General features: G+C 50.3%; 15 protein-coding genes and 1 riboswitch. Of the genes, 12 read left to right on the top strand and 3 right to left on the bottom strand.

From position 1 onward, the window contains the following. Positions 1-125: 125 nt before the first annotated feature. Positions 126-1814 (top strand): dihydroxy-acid dehydratase, encoded by a 1689-nt coding sequence (ilvD, locus tag ACTHRH_RS23830; protein WP_144941417.1) that lies wholly within the window; start codon positions 126-128, stop codon positions 1812-1814. A 112-nt stretch (positions 1815-1926) separates the two neighbouring features. On the opposite strand, the gene ACTHRH_RS23825 is transcribed toward ilvD, so the two are convergent. Continuing rightward, positions 1927-2193: a hypothetical protein gene (locus tag ACTHRH_RS23825; RefSeq protein WP_379291726.1), complete on the bottom strand. Its 267-nt coding sequence runs from the start codon at positions 2191-2193 to the stop codon at positions 1927-1929. 86 nt (positions 2194-2279) lie between these two features. Next, complete coding sequence (locus ACTHRH_RS23820) at positions 2280-2579, bottom strand: DUF3055 domain-containing protein (RefSeq protein ID WP_379291728.1); 300 nt, start codon at positions 2577-2579, stop codon at positions 2280-2282. A 690-nt stretch (positions 2580-3269) separates the two neighbouring features. On the opposite strand from ACTHRH_RS23820, the gene rpiB reads away from it, so the two are divergent. The 9 genes from rpiB to mqnC all read left to right on the top strand — a co-directional run bounded on the left by rpiB (position 3270) and on the right by mqnC (position 13159). Continuing rightward, positions 3270-3767, top strand: coding sequence for a ribose 5-phosphate isomerase B (rpiB, locus tag ACTHRH_RS23815; RefSeq protein WP_144941588.1), 498 nt, complete (start codon positions 3270-3272; stop codon positions 3765-3767). Further along, complete coding sequence (locus tag ACTHRH_RS23810; protein WP_379291730.1) at positions 3730-4731, top strand: dihydroxyacetone kinase subunit DhaK; 1002 nt, start codon at positions 3730-3732, stop codon at positions 4729-4731. Before rpiB ends, ACTHRH_RS23810 begins: the two co-directional genes overlap by 38 nt. A 12-nt stretch (positions 4732-4743) precedes the next feature. Beyond that, on the top strand, positions 4744-5382 hold the full coding sequence (dhaL, locus tag ACTHRH_RS23805) for a dihydroxyacetone kinase subunit DhaL (protein ID WP_379291732.1): 639 nt from the start codon (positions 4744-4746) through the stop codon (positions 5380-5382). Positions 5383-5592: 210 nt separating this feature from the next. Continuing rightward, the gene (locus ACTHRH_RS23800; protein ID WP_144941582.1) at positions 5593-6681 is read left to right on the top strand and encodes an MDR/zinc-dependent alcohol dehydrogenase-like family protein; all 1089 of its coding nucleotides are present in this window, start codon (positions 5593-5595) and stop codon (positions 6679-6681) included. 148 nt (positions 6682-6829) lie between these two features. After that, the gene (locus ACTHRH_RS23795) at positions 6830-7813 is read left to right on the top strand and encodes an HRDC domain-containing protein (RefSeq protein WP_379291735.1); all 984 of its coding nucleotides are present in this window, start codon (positions 6830-6832) and stop codon (positions 7811-7813) included. 248 nt (positions 7814-8061) lie between these two features. Then, a riboswitch (SAM riboswitch) is annotated at positions 8062-8178 on the top strand. Between the two features lie 136 nt (positions 8179-8314). Beyond that, positions 8315-9244, top strand: a complete 930-nt coding sequence (gene metA, locus ACTHRH_RS23790; protein WP_440417934.1) for a homoserine O-acetyltransferase MetA — start codon at positions 8315-8317, stop codon at positions 9242-9244. Positions 9245-9496: 252 nt separating this feature from the next. Next, complete coding sequence (locus ACTHRH_RS23785; protein WP_144941576.1) at positions 9497-10675, top strand: aminotransferase class I/II-fold pyridoxal phosphate-dependent enzyme; 1179 nt, start codon at positions 9497-9499, stop codon at positions 10673-10675. Beyond that, positions 10672-11853 carry a trans-sulfuration enzyme family protein gene (locus ACTHRH_RS23780; protein WP_379291738.1) on the top strand — a complete coding sequence of 394 codons (1182 nt, stop codon included), beginning with the start codon at positions 10672-10674 and terminating at the stop codon, positions 11851-11853. The genes ACTHRH_RS23785 and ACTHRH_RS23780 overlap by 4 nt, the downstream gene beginning before the upstream one ends. Positions 11854-12025: 172 nt before the next feature. Then, entirely contained in the window at positions 12026-13159 is a 1134-nt protein-coding gene (gene mqnC / locus ACTHRH_RS23775) for a cyclic dehypoxanthinyl futalosine synthase (RefSeq protein ID WP_144941572.1), read from the top strand. A gap of 58 nt (positions 13160-13217) precedes the next feature. Here the strand turns inward: mqnC and coaA are convergent, their stop codons facing one another. After that, positions 13218-14156: a type I pantothenate kinase gene (coaA, locus tag ACTHRH_RS23770; protein ID WP_379291741.1), complete on the bottom strand. Its 939-nt coding sequence runs from the start codon at positions 14154-14156 to the stop codon at positions 13218-13220. Positions 14157-14381: 225 nt separating this feature from the next. On the opposite strand from coaA, the gene ACTHRH_RS23765 reads away from it, so the two are divergent. Next, a complete protein-coding gene (locus tag ACTHRH_RS23765) occupies positions 14382-15251 on the top strand; it encodes a putative sporulation protein YtxC (protein WP_144941568.1) in 870 nt (289 codons plus the stop codon). A 1325-nt stretch (positions 15252-16576) separates the two neighbouring features. After that, positions 16577-16671, top strand: a 95-nt coding sequence (locus tag ACTHRH_RS23760; RefSeq protein WP_144942148.1) for a TGS domain-containing protein, incomplete at its 3' end; no start/stop codon positions are given.

Below are 16671 nucleotides of genomic sequence, written 5' to 3'. Positions count from 1 at the left end.
GAAAAGCAGGGGATTGTTTAATTCTTGCCAAACATGATACAATTTAATAGATTAATAGTCATATTGAAGCGGAACCGTTTCCGCTCTTATTTTTTATAATATACCGGTCAGGAGGATTTGCCAGCATGACACAGAAATCGAAGATGCGAAGCGATATGATCAAGAAGGGCTTCGACCGCGCTCCGCACCGCAGCTTGCTGCGTGCCGCAGGAGTCAAGGAGGAAGACTTCGACAAGCCGTTTATCGCAGTATGTAACTCATACGTGGATATTATTCCCGGACACGTTCATCTCCAGGAATTTGGTAAAATCGTCAAGGAAGCTATCCGCGAAGCGGGCGGTGTTCCGTTCGAATTCAATACGATCGGTGTAGACGACGGAATTGCCATGGGCCATATCGGAATGCGCTATTCGCTTCCGAGCCGTGAAATCATTGCCGACTCGCTGGAAACCGTGGTGGCGGCTCACTGGTTTGACGGGATGGTTTGTATCCCCAACTGTGACAAGATTACTCCTGGAATGATGATGGGAGCTCTGCGCGTCAATATTCCAACCGTGTTCGTCAGCGGCGGACCGATGAAGGCCGGGAAGGACAAGAACGGCCGCTCCATTTCGCTATCCTCCGTATTTGAGGGCGTTGGAGCTTACCAAGCGGGTAAAATCGATGAGAAAGGCTTGGAAGAGCTGGAGCAGTATGGCTGTCCGACCTGCGGTTCCTGTTCGGGAATGTTCACCGCCAATTCGATGAACTGCCTCGCAGAAGGTTTGGGACTGGCGCTTCCGGGCAACGGAACAATCCTGGCCGTGGACGAAGCGCGCAAGGAATTTGTCAAGCGCTCGGCCAAGCAGTTGATGGAGCTCATCGAGAAGGACATCAAGCCGCGTGATATTGTTACGCTGGAAGCTATTGATAACGCCTTTGCCCTGGATATGGCGATGGGTGGTTCTACGAATACGGTGCTTCATACATTGGCGCTTGCTCATGAAGCAGGCTTTGAATATCCGATCGAACGGATCAATGAAGTGGCCAAGCGGGTGCCTCACCTGGCCAAGATTGCCCCGGCGTCGGATTATCATATCGAGGATGTACACAATGCCGGTGGAGTCAGCGCGATTATCCATGAGCTGCTGAAGAAGCCGGGAGTGCTGAACGGCGAATGCATTACCGTGACGGCCAAGACATTGGCGGAGAATGTGGCCGGATGTGAAATTTTGGATACCGATGTTATCCGTCCGCTGGATAACCCGCACAGTGAGCAGGGGGGATTGGCCGTTCTGTTCGGCAATCTGGCTCCCAATGGCAGCATCATTAAGGTCGGAGCGGTAGATCCGGAGGTGGGTGGACGTCATGTCGGACCTGCGATCTGCTTCGATTCCCAGGAAGAGGCTCTGCACGGCATTGCTAACGGCAAGGTCAAGGAAGGCCATGTTGTAGTCATTCGTTACGAAGGTCCGAAGGGAGGACCGGGAATGCCCGAGATGCTCGCTCCGACTTCGCAAATCGTGGGAATGGGACTGGGCGCCAAGGTCGGTCTGATAACGGACGGCCGCTTCTCTGGAGCTTCCCGCGGGATCAGTATCGGGCATATTTCCCCTGAAGCTGCCGAAGGCGGGCCGATCGCATTCGTCGAAGACGGGGATATTATCGAGCTGGATCTGATCAACCGCAAGATCGAGCTGAAGATCAGCGATGAAGAGATGGAACGCCGTAAAGCGAATTGGAAAGGGTTTGAGCCTAAGGTGAAGACCGGATATTTGGCGAGATATTCCAAGCTCGTGACTTCGGCCAGCACCGGCGGTGTTATGAAAATTTAACTAAGAAAAACGGACGCCTGTCTATTGGAGGCGTCCGTTTCTTATTTTTATCACATAAGGGATCTTAAAGTTCTTAGTCTGGTATAGAACAAAGATCCGTTAGATGCTTTTTTTACTTTTCAGGCTCGTCATGGGTTTCATGATCTTCGGGAAAATTCCGCTGCATGCCTTCATGAAGCTCGCGATTTTCATAGTTGTATGTGTTCGGCGGACGCTGATCCTCTCTCCACGGAGAGCTTTTGCCCAGCGATTCGGTCAGCAAACTGGAGCCGTAAGGGCCTTCGGGAAATTCCTCGGCCGTTAAGTCATTTCTCTGCGATTCCACCGTATCCAAATCGGTATTTTCGGTCCGGTTTTCTTTAACGAAACCTTCTTTCATAGTCCACCTCCGTGATCTTCCGGTTTATTTGGAAGAAGATAAGGTTTATCCTTCCCCTCTTCGAAGGGAACTATGAATGAACACTTCTAAAGATCCGTGAAATGAACATTCCCGATGATTGGCGAGAGAAAAGCTCTCAAATCTTCGCCTTCTTCTTCCGACAGTCCAAATAACCTTTCGAGGCATCCTTCCTCATGGACATCATCCGGCCCGAGAATGGCAGTGACTCCCGATTGAATATCTGTAACGAGCTTCTTCCCGTAGAATCGGTTAGATGAGGTGACCGCCAGATCGAAGCGTCTCATACTTTCCCCGATAAAACAGACAAACCGGGTGGATGTATCCTCCGTTTCGTCATATAAGAAATCCAAGTCTTTGTCGAACATTTCATACCCTCCGTTGTATATAAATAAAATGGGACGCGCTTATTTGATCTTTCTCATCATATCATATAGTACTGAAACCGGGAGCAACAAGCCGGATCCTTCCGCCAGCGGTACATAAGAAGCTAAGGATTGAATGTGCTACGTAAATTGTGCACCAGGAATGTTGAATGGCCAAGGTCGCAGAATTTCAATGCGGTTCCGTGATATAGTATGGATATGGAAGGGCTTCCGAAAATGGATGCAGATTGCAAAAATTAGACTTCCAATCGCATTTCCGGATGATTTTGAAATCGCTCTACAAATGTTGAATCGCAAATTTTAAGGCAGGTTTCTGTGTGTATGAGCCGGTACGCTATCGTTTCTTGGTACCCAGCTTTCTTTTCTTTTTTTCGGCTGGCTTTATGTGCTGATGTTTTTTGCTGTGATTGCTGTTGGTTTGGAGCTGACAAAATAAAGAAACAACAAAATATGAAAAACATTTGAAAGTAAATTAGGTATATTTGTTGACAAATGAAAATAAAAATATGTAATATAGGTACATAACGATAGTAATCGAAAGTGTTCAGACGTAGTGTGACGGATAGAATTTTTGGAGGGATGTCAAGGGAAAGCAGTTAAAATCCATCCTGCCTGAGTCTATGAAAGCGCTTATTTATTTTTCTATTAAGAAAACATTTGTGGAGTGAGAGAATGAAGAAAATTGCGATTGGAAGCGATCATCACGGATTCGAAATGAAAGAGCTTATTATTGCTTACCTGCGTGACAGGCAAATTGAAGCTGCCGATTATGGCTGCTACTCCTGTGAGGAAGTCGATTATCCGGATGTGGCCTTCGCAGTAGCTGACGATATTCGCAAGGGAAAGCTGGAACGCGGAATTTTGATATGCGGAACCGGCATTGGGGTAGCCATTGCGGCTAACAAAGTTCCGGGGATTCGGGCGGCGCAATGTCACGATACCTATTCGGCGGAGCGCGCGAGGAAGAGCAATAATGCCCAGATTATGACGATGGGAGCCAAAGTGATTGGCCCGGAGACCGCTCTTAAAATTGTGGAAGCCTGGATAGATTCAGAGTTTCAACGAGGAAATTCGGAACGAAAGGTAAATAAGATAATGGAACAGGAACAGCACTATCTAAGGAGTGGTGATGATGAAAAAGCTGATGAATCAACCCAATTCGGTTGTTGATGAAATGATTGAGGGCTATGAGGCCGCCTATCCGCAATACGTGAAGATCCTTCCGCAGAACAAGCGGTCGGTTGTTAGTGTGGATACGGTTCGTCCCGGCAAGGTGGGAGTCGTCATCGGGGGCGGATCGGGCCATGAGCCCGCGTTTATGGGTGTGATCGGCAAAGGCTTCGTGGATGGCGTGCCTGTCGGCAACGTTTTTGCTTCACCTCCTCCGGACCCGATTCTTGAAGTGACCAAAGCCGTCGATGGAGGCGCGGGAGTTATCTATATGTACGGCAATTATGCCGGGGATTGCATGAATTTCGATATGGCCGCGGAGCTGGCCGCCATGGAAGGGATTCGGGTGGAAACCGTACTGGTGACGGACGATGTGGCATCCGCACCGAAGAGCGATATCGATCGTCGGCGGGGGATTGCCGGAGGCTTTCTTGTATTCAAATCGGCGGGGGCTGCGGCCGATAAGGGTTATTCGCTCGATGAGGTCGTCCGGGTAGCGCGCAAAGCGAACGACCAGACGCGTACCATGGGGGTGGCTCTGTCCCCCTGCTCGGTTCCGCAAACCGGCAAGCCCAGCTTTGTATTGGCCGATGATGAAATGGAAATCGGTCTGGGTATTCATGGAGAGCCGGGGGTGGAGAGAGGAAAGCTGAAAACCGCCGATGAAGTGGCGGACGCTCTGCTGGACCGGATTTTTGATGACATGCCGCTCACACCGGATGATCGGGTGGCTGTGCTGGTCAACGGGCTTGGCTCGACGACTTACATGGAACAATTCATCATGTACCGCCGGGTGGCTGCGAGGCTGGCTAATCTGGGAGTTAAAGTCCACCGCTCCTTTGTCGGTGAATTCGTCACGTCTCTTGAGATGGGCGGCTGCTCCATCACGATTATGAAGCTCGATGACGAGCTGGCGGAAATGATCGACCATCCCGTAGACACCCCAATGTATGTGCAGAAGTAAGGAGGATATGCGATGAAGCTGACTATTTCCGATTTTAAACAAATTTTTATCTATATTGCCGAACAAATTGAAGCGAGGAAAGACGAGTTATCCGAGCTGGATCGCGCGGTCGGGGACGGGGATCACGGGGTAACGATGTCCATCGGCTGGCAGGCCATTGTCGATAAGCTGAATTCTTATGAAGGAGACGATTTCGCTGCGCTCTGCAAGGACATGGCGATGTCGTTCCTCAACGCGGTAGGCTCTTCCGTAGGTCCGCTGTATGCGACTGCATTCTTAAGGGGAGGCATGGCTCTGCAGGGGAAGGCGGAATTGGACGAAGAGGATGTTGTGCAGTTCTGGCTTAAAGCGGTAAACGGGATCCAGGAAAGAGGCAAAGCGCAGGTAGGCGACAAGACGATGATGGATACCTGGATTCCGGCGATGCAAGCGCTTGAACAGGAGAGGGGCAAGGGCGGAGATTTGCTGGCAAGCCTGGAGGCCGCAGTAACGGCTGGAGAGAAGGGAATGAACTCTACGGCTGAGATGCTGTCGCAGAAAGGGCGTTCCAGCCGTCTGGGCGAGCGTTCCGTCGGACATCTGGACCCCGGCTCGGTTTCTGCTTATATCATATTGTCGTCCTTCCTGGAGGCCCTCAGGAAGCTTGGCTAAGGAATAGCGGGATCAATCGAATCGAAGCCTTGCCAATTCCTCCATGGGGAGAAGGAGTAACGTAATTTTTCAGCGGAATTCTTTTATTAAAATATGAGAAAGTATTCGCCTTATACTTGTTCTTATATTTCATCGGTAAACGCGCCCGTCCTTAAGGACGGCGATAGCCGTTTATCCTTGTTTCATAAAATTTACGGGAGGAAACCAGGTATGTCTAATCATAACAATGCCATTCCGGAAACGATGAGAGCAATTGTAGCCTATGCCCCGGGGGATTACCGGCTGGAGGTTGTGCCTACTCCCAAGCTTGAGAACGATGAGGAGATTATTGTAAAAGTTGAAGCATGCGGAATTTGTGCAGGGGATATTAAGGCGTTCGACGGGGCCCCCAGCTTCTGGGGAGACGATACTCAGCCGGCTTATATTAAAGCTCCGATGATTCCGGGGCATGAGTTTATCGCCCGGGTCGTGGCCAAAGGCGATAAGGTGAAAAATTTCGAAGTCGGCGACCGGATCATATCGGAGCAAATTGTTCCTTGCTGGGATTGCCGTTTCTGCAACCGCGGACAGTACTGGATGTGTGAAAAGCACGATCTGTACGGCTTCCAGAACAACGTTAACGGCGGAATGGCCGAATATATGAAATTTACCAAGGAAGCTCTAAATTACAAGGTCCCTGAGGAGCTGCCGATTGAGCAGGCGATTCTGATCGAGCCCTATGCTTGTTCCCTGCATGCGGTACAGAGGGCGCAAATCCAGCTGGGGGATTTCGTAGTGCTGGCCGGAGCCGGAACGTTGGGTTTGGGTATGGTCGGTGCAGCGAAGAAGGCGGGAGCGCAAACGCTGGTCGTCCTGGATATGATGGATGAGCGGTTGGAACTGGCCAAAAAATTCGGCGCCGATCTCGTAATGAACCCTGCCAAGATGGATGTCGTATCGGAAATCAAGAAAATGACCGACGGCTACGGATGCGATATTTATATCGAAGCTACCGGCCATCCCAAGTCGGTTGAGCAAGGGCTGTCCATGATCAGAAAACTGGGGCGGTTCGTTGAATTCAGCGTGTTTAAGGATCCTGTGACGGTCGATTGGAGCATCATCAGCGACCGTAAGGAGCTGGATGTTCTCGGCTCCCATCTGGGGCCGTACTGCTACCCGCTGGTCATTGAGGGGATCCGGAACGGCGATTTTCCGACCGAAGGGGTAGTCACCCACAAGCTTCCTCTGGAAGATTATCTCCGCGGCTTCGAAATGATGAAGAGCGGCAAGGATTCCTTGAAAATTATTCTGGTTCCTTAAAGCAGGGATTGCAATCTATTAAAAATATAGTATAATATGGATAAATAGCATAAAATTTGGACGGCAGAGGAAGCACCTCTCTTATTGAATGATAAGAGGGGTGCTTTTTTTGTTTGTCCGCAATTCCAAACAAGGGAGGAAATAGGGAATGAATCTGATTTTTTGCAACACTTTGGAGAAGGTGACCGAGGAGAATCGGGTGCGGACAGCCCTCGTATCCATCTATGAGGAGCATGGCGAATGGTCTGTGTTCTGGAATGAGCAGGCAGAGGGGAAAGCCGTAAGGGATGTCTGGTATGAAGGGATGATGTGGGACGAAGCGCTTCAAGGATTCCGTGAAGGATTGGATGGCAAGTTTAAGGAGGGCTTCGTGCCCCTGATCCGGGGAACCGATCTGGGCCGGCGAATGGCGCCGAGAGGCGGCTTCACCCAGATGCTGCATTATTACAGCGAAGCCAACCTGCAGTCGGAGTTGTTTAACACTTTGCGGCAGTGGAGAAGAGAACAGGCCGCGAAGGAGGGGAAGTCGGCGTTCATTATTGCCACCAACCGGATTCTGCAGATGCTGAGCGTCTTTGTTCCGCATAATCTGGACGAACTGAGGCAAATTCCGGGCTTCGGGGAGCAGAGGCTGGCGAGCTACGGACAGCCTTTGCTGGAGCTGCTGCAGCAAGTGCCGCAAAGCACCCCGTTTCCATTGGATTGGGTTAAGGAGAAGGTGGATCCGGAATTATTTGAACAATGGCTGGAGGAGCAGTACCGCAAGAAGGAAACCGCGGGAGAGAAGAAGCGGGAGACGAAACGGGCGCTGCTGGAGGCCATGGAGAAAGGAGTTACGCTGGATCAGATCGCTAGCGAACTGGCGATGGAGCGTCGTGAGCTAATTCTTCTGCTGGAGGAATTGGACCGTGACGGATACGATGTCGGGCCATTCATCGAGATGGAGCTGCAAGCTGTAGCGAAGACGGAACAGAAACAGGCGGAGAAGCTGTTCCGGGATATCGGGCATCGCTATTTGAAGCCGGTCGTGCAGCAATTGTACTCCGAGGACGAATTGAAGCAGAGGGATGTTAGCCAGATCTATGATTGGCTCCGGCTGTACCGTCTCAAATACCGCAGACATGCGGGATAATGAAACCGCCGGGAAGAAGGAGCTTATACAGCAGTAAGCGGATGCGGAATCGGCAATTAGGCTAAAGGTAGGTTAAAATCGCATTATGCAGTCGATGCCCGGAGTATGAAAGGGAAGGAAACGAACGGGATTTCCGGGGCGGCAGATATAGAAATAGAGGATCGGCTGCCGTTAAGACGCCTCTTGACGGGGGAGTTATTTTGAGCTAGAGTAGATATCAAATGTGCTGAATAAATGAATATTTTAAACTCTTATCAAGAGCAGGTGGAGGGACTGGCCCGATGATACCCGGCAACCGACATTCCTATGGACAGGAATGCACGGTGCTAATTCTTGCAGAAGCTTTCGCTTCTGAGAGATGAGAGAGGACAACCTCGCGTTGGTTAAGCCGCCTTTCTCATAAGAGAAGGGCGGCTTTTTAAACGTTGGAGAGCCCCTCTCGCAGTAGCACGTTTGTGTTACCGTTAGCTTTGATCTAATTACGACCAAGGAGGGTTCCCAATGCCGATCAAAATCCCTGATCATTTGCCCGCCAAAGAAATTTTAAGCCAGGAAAACATCTTTGTCATGGGAGAGCAGCAAGCTTTCCACCAAGACATTCGTCCCTTAAAAATTGCGATTCTAAATCTGATGCCGACCAAGGAAACGACGGAGACCCAGATTTTGCGGCTGCTTGCCAATACGCCCCTGCAGGTGGAATTTGTGCTTCTGCATCCGAAATCACATACCTCCAAGAACACATCATTGGAGCATCTGGAAATGTTTTACAAAACATTCGACGACATCAAGCACGAGCAGCTGGACGGAATGATTATTACCGGGGCTCCTGTAGAGCAGTTGGAGTTTGAAGAAGTCAATTATTGGGAAGAGCTGCGTCAAATTATGGATTGGACGAAAGAAAACGTAACGTCGACCTTGCATATCTGTTGGGCTTCCCAAGCCGGCTTGTATCATCATTACGGTATTCCCAAATATAAGCTCGACCGTAAAGTTTTCGGTGTTTTTCCGCACAGGGTTTGTAAACCTAACGTGAAGCTTCTGAGGGGATTCGACGAGGTATTCTATGTCCCCCAATCGAGACATACGGAAGTGAGCCTCGAAGACATTGAACGGGTGGAGGAGCTTGAAATTCTTTCCGTATCCGATGAAGCGGGAATGTATATAACGGCAACGAAAGACGGCAGACAGATATTCGTGACGGGCCATTCGGAATACGACCAGAACACGTTGAAATGGGAGTATGACCGGGATATACAAAGAGGTATGGACATGGAAATTCCGAAAAATTATTACCCGAATGACGACCCTACCAAGCCTCCGATGGTCATATGGAGAGCCCATGCGAATTTGTTGTTTTCCAATTGGTTGAATTACTATGTTTATCAGGAAACTCCATACGATTGGAAGACGACGAAATTACTGAAGAAGTGAGCCTCTTCTACTGCTCCGGCAGATACAAGTTTCGATCCTGCAATTACAGATGCCACAATCCTGCAGCACAGTCATGAGGATGAAGCAGCGTCAGGCGGACTTGCGTTCCGCCTGTTCTCATGTTCAGGGGCGTAAGAAGGCAGCGATAACGGCCCGCCCATGAAGTACAGTCGATCATCTTCGCAACATTATTACTGGGATTTTTTTACATCAATATCGATGAAATGAATTTAAGCGGAAGGGGATCTTGCTATGAAGATAGAAAGTCGTTTGGCTCAAATAGGTTCGATCTCGGAGCCGGTTACGGGGGCCGTCAGCTTCCCGATTTATAATGCTACAGCCTTCCGGCACCCAAGGCTGGGGGAAAGCACCGGGTTCGATTATTCCCGGACCAAGAATCCTACCCGCACCGTGCTGGAGGAGGCGATCGCCGATCTCGAATCCGGGGATGCCGGCTTTGCTTTCAGCTCCGGTATGGCGGCGCTCCAGACCATTTTTGCGTTGTTTGGACAAGGGGATCATCTGCTTGTGTCGCTGGACTTGTATGGGGGAACCTACAGGCTGATCGAGCAAGTGCTGAACCGGTTTGGCATTACGGCCTCGTACGTCGATACCAATCGGATGGACGAGCTGGAGAAATATCGGACTCCGAAGACGAAAGCGGTATTGATCGAAACGCCGACCAATCCGTTGATGATGATTACGGATCTGCGGGGAGTATCGGAATGGGCGAAACGGAATGGGCTGCTCGTGATCGTCGACAATACTTTGCTGACCCCCTTTTTCCAAAGACCGCTGGAGCTGGGGGCCGATATAGTCATCCACAGCGCCACCAAGTACTTGGGCGGGCATAATGATGTGCTGGCCGGATTGGTCGTAACCAAAGGGAAGGAATTGAGCGAGAAAATCGGCTTCCTGCAAAATTCGATCGGCGCCGTCCTCGGCCCGAACGATTCCTGGCTGCTGATGAGGGGGATGAAGACGCTCGCGCTGCGGATGGAGAGACATCAATTCAATGCTCTGCGAATCGCACAGTTTCTGAGCGAGCATCCTTTGGTCGATGAAGTATATTATCCCGGCCTCGAGAGCCATCCCGATTATGAATTGCAGAACAAACAATCGTCGGGAAACACAGGGATTCTCTCCTTTAAGGTGAAGAAAGCCCGGTATATCGATCCCATCCTGCGTTCGATCCGGTTAATCGCATTCGCCGAAAGCTTGGGCGGAGTCGAGTCGCTGATGACCTTCCCCGCAGTTCAGACCCACGGGGATATTCCGGAGGAGATCCGCAACCGGGTTGGCGTGGACGACCGTTTGCTGAGATTTTCTGTCGGAATCGAGCATATCGATGATCTTATTGCGGACTTGACCCGGGCATTTGAAGCGGCGGCCGCAGAGGAGCAATCCGGAGAAGGAGAGAGGCATTCATGAATAAAGATCGTTTAACGGATAAGCAGAAGACCGCGGAGCCTGAATTTGCTACCCGATTGATTCATTTCGGCTCAGAGCTTTGCAAACAGACCGGTGCGGCCAGCATCCCGATCTATCAGGCATCGACATTCCATCATTTCGATATCCACAACCCTCCCGAGTTCGATTACTCCCGGTCGGGCAATCCGACACGGCAGGTTCTGGAGGAATATATAGCTGCTTTGGAAGGAGGCTGCAGGGGTTTTGCCTTTTCTTCCGGAATGGCCGCCATATCCGCGGCATTTTTCATGCTGTCGGCAGGCGATCATGTTATTTGCACAGAAGACGTATACGGGGGAACCTATCGGCTGCTGACTACGATATTGAACCGCATGAACATCGAGACGACCTTCGTCGATATGACCGATCTGGACCAGGTGAAGGCGGCATTGCGTCCGAACACGAAAGCCGTCTACATCGAAACCCCATCCAATCCGACATTGAAAATTACCGACATACCGGCAGTGGCAACTTGGGCCAAATCCCATGGTCTGCTTACTATGGTGGATAATACTTTCATGACGCCCTATCATCAAAAGCCGGTTGAGCTGGGCGTAGATATCGTCCTGCACAGCGCGACCAAGTTTCTGGGCGGACATAGTGACGTACTGGGCGGATTGGCCGTAGTCGCCAACGAACAGTTGGGCACCGAATTGAAGCAAATTCAGAACGGACTGGGCAATGTTCTGGGGGTTCAGGATTCCTGGCTGCTTATTCGCGGAATGAAGACGCTGCAGGCCAGAATGGAAGCTTCCGAGAGAGGGGCGATCCGCTTGGCCAACTGGCTGACCGGGCGAGCCGATGTCGAGAAGGTTTATTATCCGGGTCTGCCGAATCATCCCGGACGGGACATTCATGAGAAGCAGTCCAGAGGCTACGGAGCGGTCGTATCGTTCGATGTCGGTAGCGGGGATAAGGCCAAGCGGCTGCTGTCGCGAGTCCGGATTCCAATAGTGGCTGTAAGTCTGGGAGCGGTCGAAAGTATTCTGTCGTATCCGGCTATGATGTCCCATGCGGCTATGCCAAGAGAGGTGCGGCTGGAGAGGGGCATTACGGACGGTCTGGTCAGATATTCCGTAGGCCTGGAAGCGGTAGAGGATATAATAACGGATTTGGAACAGGCTCTTGATACCGATTGATCCCTTACGGCGGTGAGCAAATTGACGTTCTGCCATATAGGACGAAAGGTCTGCTTTAAGGAGAAGATTGGGTAAGCGGCAAGAAGCCCTTCTGCGAAAAGTAATGACGTCCGGGACCCCTTTGTGATACGATTAGTGAATGGACGATAGATTAGGAAGGGATGTGGGGACTTTGAGTTCCATAGACCGGATTTTGCAAAAAGCGCTGGACGGTCAGCGGATTGGACTGGAAGAATGCATCGCTCTGTTCGAGTCCGATGAGATTGAAAAAATGGGGCATACGGCAGATCAGATCATGAAGCGCTGGCACCCCGAACCGATTACAACCTTTGTTGTCGGCCGCAATATTAACTATACCAATGTATGTGATGTCTACTGCCGATTTTGTGCGTTTTACCGTCCGCCTGGTTCTGAGGAAGGGTATGTCCTGCCTGATGAAACCATTTTTCAGAAAATCCAGGAAACGATTGATGTTGGCGGAACCGAAATTTTGATGCAGGGCGGGACGAATCCGAATCTGCCCTTCACTTACTATACGGATTTGCTCAAGGCTATCAAGCAGCGATTCGATATCCAGATGCACTCCTTCTCCCCTGCGGAAATCATGAAGATGAAGGAAGTATCCAACGGGCTGACTCTGGAGGAGGTCATCCGCGAGCTGAGAGATGCGGGACTGGATTCCCTTCCGGGAGGCGGAGCCGAGATTCTGGATGACCGTACTCGCCGCAAGATCAGCCGTTTGAAGGGCTCCTGGCGCGACTGGATTGAAGTTATGGAGACCGCACACCGTCTCGGAATGCATACGACGGCTACGATGGTTATCGGGTTCGGGGAATCGATGGAGGAACGGGCCCTGCACCTGATCCGGGTACGGGACTCCCAGGATAAGTGTATCCAGCAGAAGCTGAATACACCTGGATATTTGGCATTCATTCCTTGGACCTTCCAGCCGGAGAATACCCGAATCAAGGCCGAGAAGTCGACTCCGGAGGAGTATCTGAAGACTTTGGCCATCAGCCGGATTACGCTTGATAATATTCCGAATTTCCAATCCTCCTGGGTAACGATGGGGCCGGAGATCGGCAAGCTGTCTCTCCAATATGGCTGTAACGATTTCGGCAGTACCATGATTGAAGAAAATGTAGTCTCTGCGGCCGGTACGACCCATAAGGTGAATATCGGCACCATTCTGAAGCTGATTCGCGAGGCCGGCAAAATACCGGCGCAGCGCAATACTCGCTATGAAATTATAAAAATGTTTGACGAGGCCGATACGGTAGACAAAGATTTCGTCATGCAAAACTAAGGCGCGGCCTGGCCAATACAACGGTCCCGATTACTCGGATATTGATCCGGAATCGGGACTATTTCTTTAGCAGCACGGATTCGATTCTGTGCTGTTCCGTTTTCTTAAGAATCAGGTCCGCGCGGCTGCGAGTAGGCAAAATGTTCTCCATCAGATTGACATAATTGATCTCCCGCCAAACTTGTCTGGCCATCTCCAAGGCCTCCTGCTCGCTCAGATGCGAATACTTGTGAAAATAAGAGTGCTCGTTTTGAAAGGCGGTTTTTCTTAATATTTTGAACCGTTCTATGTACCAGCTCTCAATCCATTCGGTATCCGCGTCCACGTATATCGAGAAATCAAAAAAATCGGACACGAACACGTTAGGTGCACTGGTCACCGTATTGGTCTGCAGAACATTCAATCCTTCCACAATGACGATATCGGGCCGGACCACGACCTGCTTCCGATCCTTCAGGATATCGTATTCCAGATGCGAATAAACCGGGCATTCGACTTCGGCGGCGCCGGATTTGACAGCCGCCAGGAACTGAATCAGCCTGCGGGTGTCATAGCTCTCCGGAAAGCCTTTCTTGTTCATCAGTCCCCGCTGCGTCAGCACTTCATTCGGATATAAAAATCCGTCCGTCGTAACCAATTCGACCCGGGGGCGGGAGGGCCAGCACGAAATAAGTCTTTGCAGCAGGCGGGCGGTCGTGCTCTTGCCGACGGCGACGCTGCCCGCTATTCCGATAATAAAAGGCATTTTTTCCGTTTCTCTATGCAAAAATGCGTTCTTGGCATGCCGCATCGTTTGGGCCTGCTGCACGATGAGATTTAACAGATTAGACAGGGGGAGGTAGGCTTCTTTAACCTGATCGGCGGAAAGAGATTCATTGATGCCCTGCAGCTCCTGTATTTCTTCGCCGGTGAGCGATGGTCCGGGGGAGGGACCGTTGTATAATTTTCCCCATTCGGATGCGGTGAAGACGAAATAGCGTGAGTATGGACTTTTCATACAGATCACTCCTGCAGTAGACTGGTATCCGCAAATCTAAAATCAAACTATCCGTAGTCTATCCTGTTGAAGGGAAAAACCTGCCGCTTTTTTCAATCCCTCATTGAACAACCTCTTTTCCCCAACAATTCCAATGTTTACTTCCCGTAAAGTTTAATCGTATATCTGCTTTTCGTCCACCATATACTTAAAAAAGAACTTTCGTTCGGGAAGGAGTGGTTCGGGATGAGGCTGTTTCAATTATATTTGCCGGATATGCCGGACAATCATTATGCCGCCTTGGTTCAAACACTCAAAAAGGAACTGCACAAAATAAATAAATCGGAAAATGTGTATCAACTGAAATATGAAACCGACCGCTTCATGGTTACGGTTCATTGGGTTTCGGGAACGCAAGGCGTTCTTAAACAGGAGTCGCGCAAAATGGCGGGAACGGCCATTGGCCGCGTTCTGGCTGAATATATCGTGGACTGTGAAGAGATTAAGATCATTCGCCGCATTACCCGTTCACAATATCGCTGCAGCCCCGATGAGACCGAAAAAATATGCAGCTACTGCAAAGAGCTTCTTGACGGGACCTTGGATTATTCCCATCCCTTCGATCTCAAGGGCAGGAGAAAAGCGAAGGTATCGGCCATTTTGCAATCCTATTTATGGGAAAATCCGGTTCTTCATCTGGATGGATTCATCCGGTTCAGGCTGGGCGATTATAACCGGGAGCTTGCGGAAGCGGTCGATTACGCCGTGGAGGAAATGATGCTGGACCAGCAATATCAGGATTTTATCGCTCTGCTAAAATATTACGTTTACGCCCAAGACACGATTATCCCTACTGCACATCTAATGCATAAGGGCGGCCATGAATTCCAGCTTCTCAACGAGCATATGAAGCCGATTGATCCCAGGCTGTTTCACTTTAACAAAGGGGAGTCGTTCGATGCCGAGGAAAGCGACGAGGATTTGATTGTGAGCGCGCTTCTGTCGGTATCCCCGCAAAAAATTTATATCCATACCCGGGAGCCGGAACTTCAGGTCATCAAGACGATCCAGCAAATCTTCGAGCATCGGGTCGAATTGTGTACTGTGTTATCTTAAGCTGGACCAGTGGTGGAATTTACCACATTATGCCATTTACTTTCGTGCCGGATCTATAATCTGCCGCTTGACCTTCTTTAATATAGAAATTATAATCTATAATCAGTAAACGTTGTTTATAGTCAACGACCAAGCTATCGTTGCTTATAATCTATATGATAACAGGCGATGACCAAAGACATGATTCCCCGTCCGCACTGAACAGAGAGAGGAGCCCAGGCTGCAAGCTCCTTCAGAGAGCCGGTCAGGGAGTTACCCCTTTGCAGCCGTGATATGGAACCCGCGCTTATTTGCGACAGTACATATTACCGGGTTATTCCCGTTATGGAATACCGAAGGATTCGTTGTAAGGCGAAGCCGATTTTCCTGTCCAGTCCACCCGCGAGCAAGCGGAAGGGAAGGGGGATAGGGAAGATCTGCCCCGCCCGTGTCTGTCTTTCGTCCATTGGACGGAGCAGCGTTGGCAGCGAATCGAATGAGGGTGGAACCACGAGCAGAACGCACTCGTCCCTTTTGGGCGAGATGCGTTTTTTTGTTTTTCAAAAGGACTTGAAAAAAGCCTCGGAGGCATGCGTCACTTTGTGGGGTTTCTTACGGGACTCCCCGCAATCGAAGCTTAGCAGGAAAAGCGACGTCTTTGTGAGAAGGCAGGCTTGGCGCCATTTCAGCGGCGGGTGCAAATTCCTGCGATTATACATCAATTTTGAGTCGATTTGGAGCACTCCAGCGAAAAGCCTGCGATAATACATCAATTTCCGTACAAAATTATCCGATCTCCCCTTAAACGATAAAAAAGATGTATTTTTTCAGGCTTTGCAGTGGACGCCGAGCCAAACGGCCAAAATCATGCAGAAATGCAGGCTTTTGAATTCCGGGGCTCTTCCTGCAAGTACCTGCAAAAAGCCTCGAAGGCGTACGTCACTTAGCGGGGCATTTACGGGACCTTCCGCCAAGCAGGAGGAGTAATCACTGCATGGAAAAAGGTTTGGACGTCTGCTTGGTGGAATGCGGACGGATAAGCTTCGAAGGCTTACGTTACTTAGTGGGAAATTATAGGCTTCCCGAAACAGGAAGAACAATTGGCGCTTGGTTGAAAGTTAGACACCGGCTCTGTTGGAGCGAGGACGAAATAAGCTTCGAAGGCTCACGTCAGTTAGTGGGGAATTTTGCAGGGCATCCTGCAAAGTACATTTCATGAGCCGGGTCCCGATCTAATCGGCATTTTTAACGGGCCGGAGGTTTAGGGGCGGAAAGGCCCCGTAAGGAAATCATCTTTTACTTTTATATCTATAAACTTTGGTTTGATCTAACAGGAGGTTATTCAAATGGCAGTGAAAGTAACTTTCCCGGATGGTGCGGTTCGGGAATATGAGCAAGGAACGACATTGGAAGAAGTGGCGGGTTCGATCAGCTCCGGGCT

Source organism: Paenibacillus sp. SAFN-117, from assembly GCF_051966115.1.
GTDB lineage: Bacteria > Bacillota > Bacilli > Paenibacillales > NBRC-103111 > Paenibacillus_L > Paenibacillus_L residui.
The sequence above is the reverse complement of the archived record's forward strand: the minus strand, read 5'-3'. Positions and strand labels throughout refer to the sequence as shown.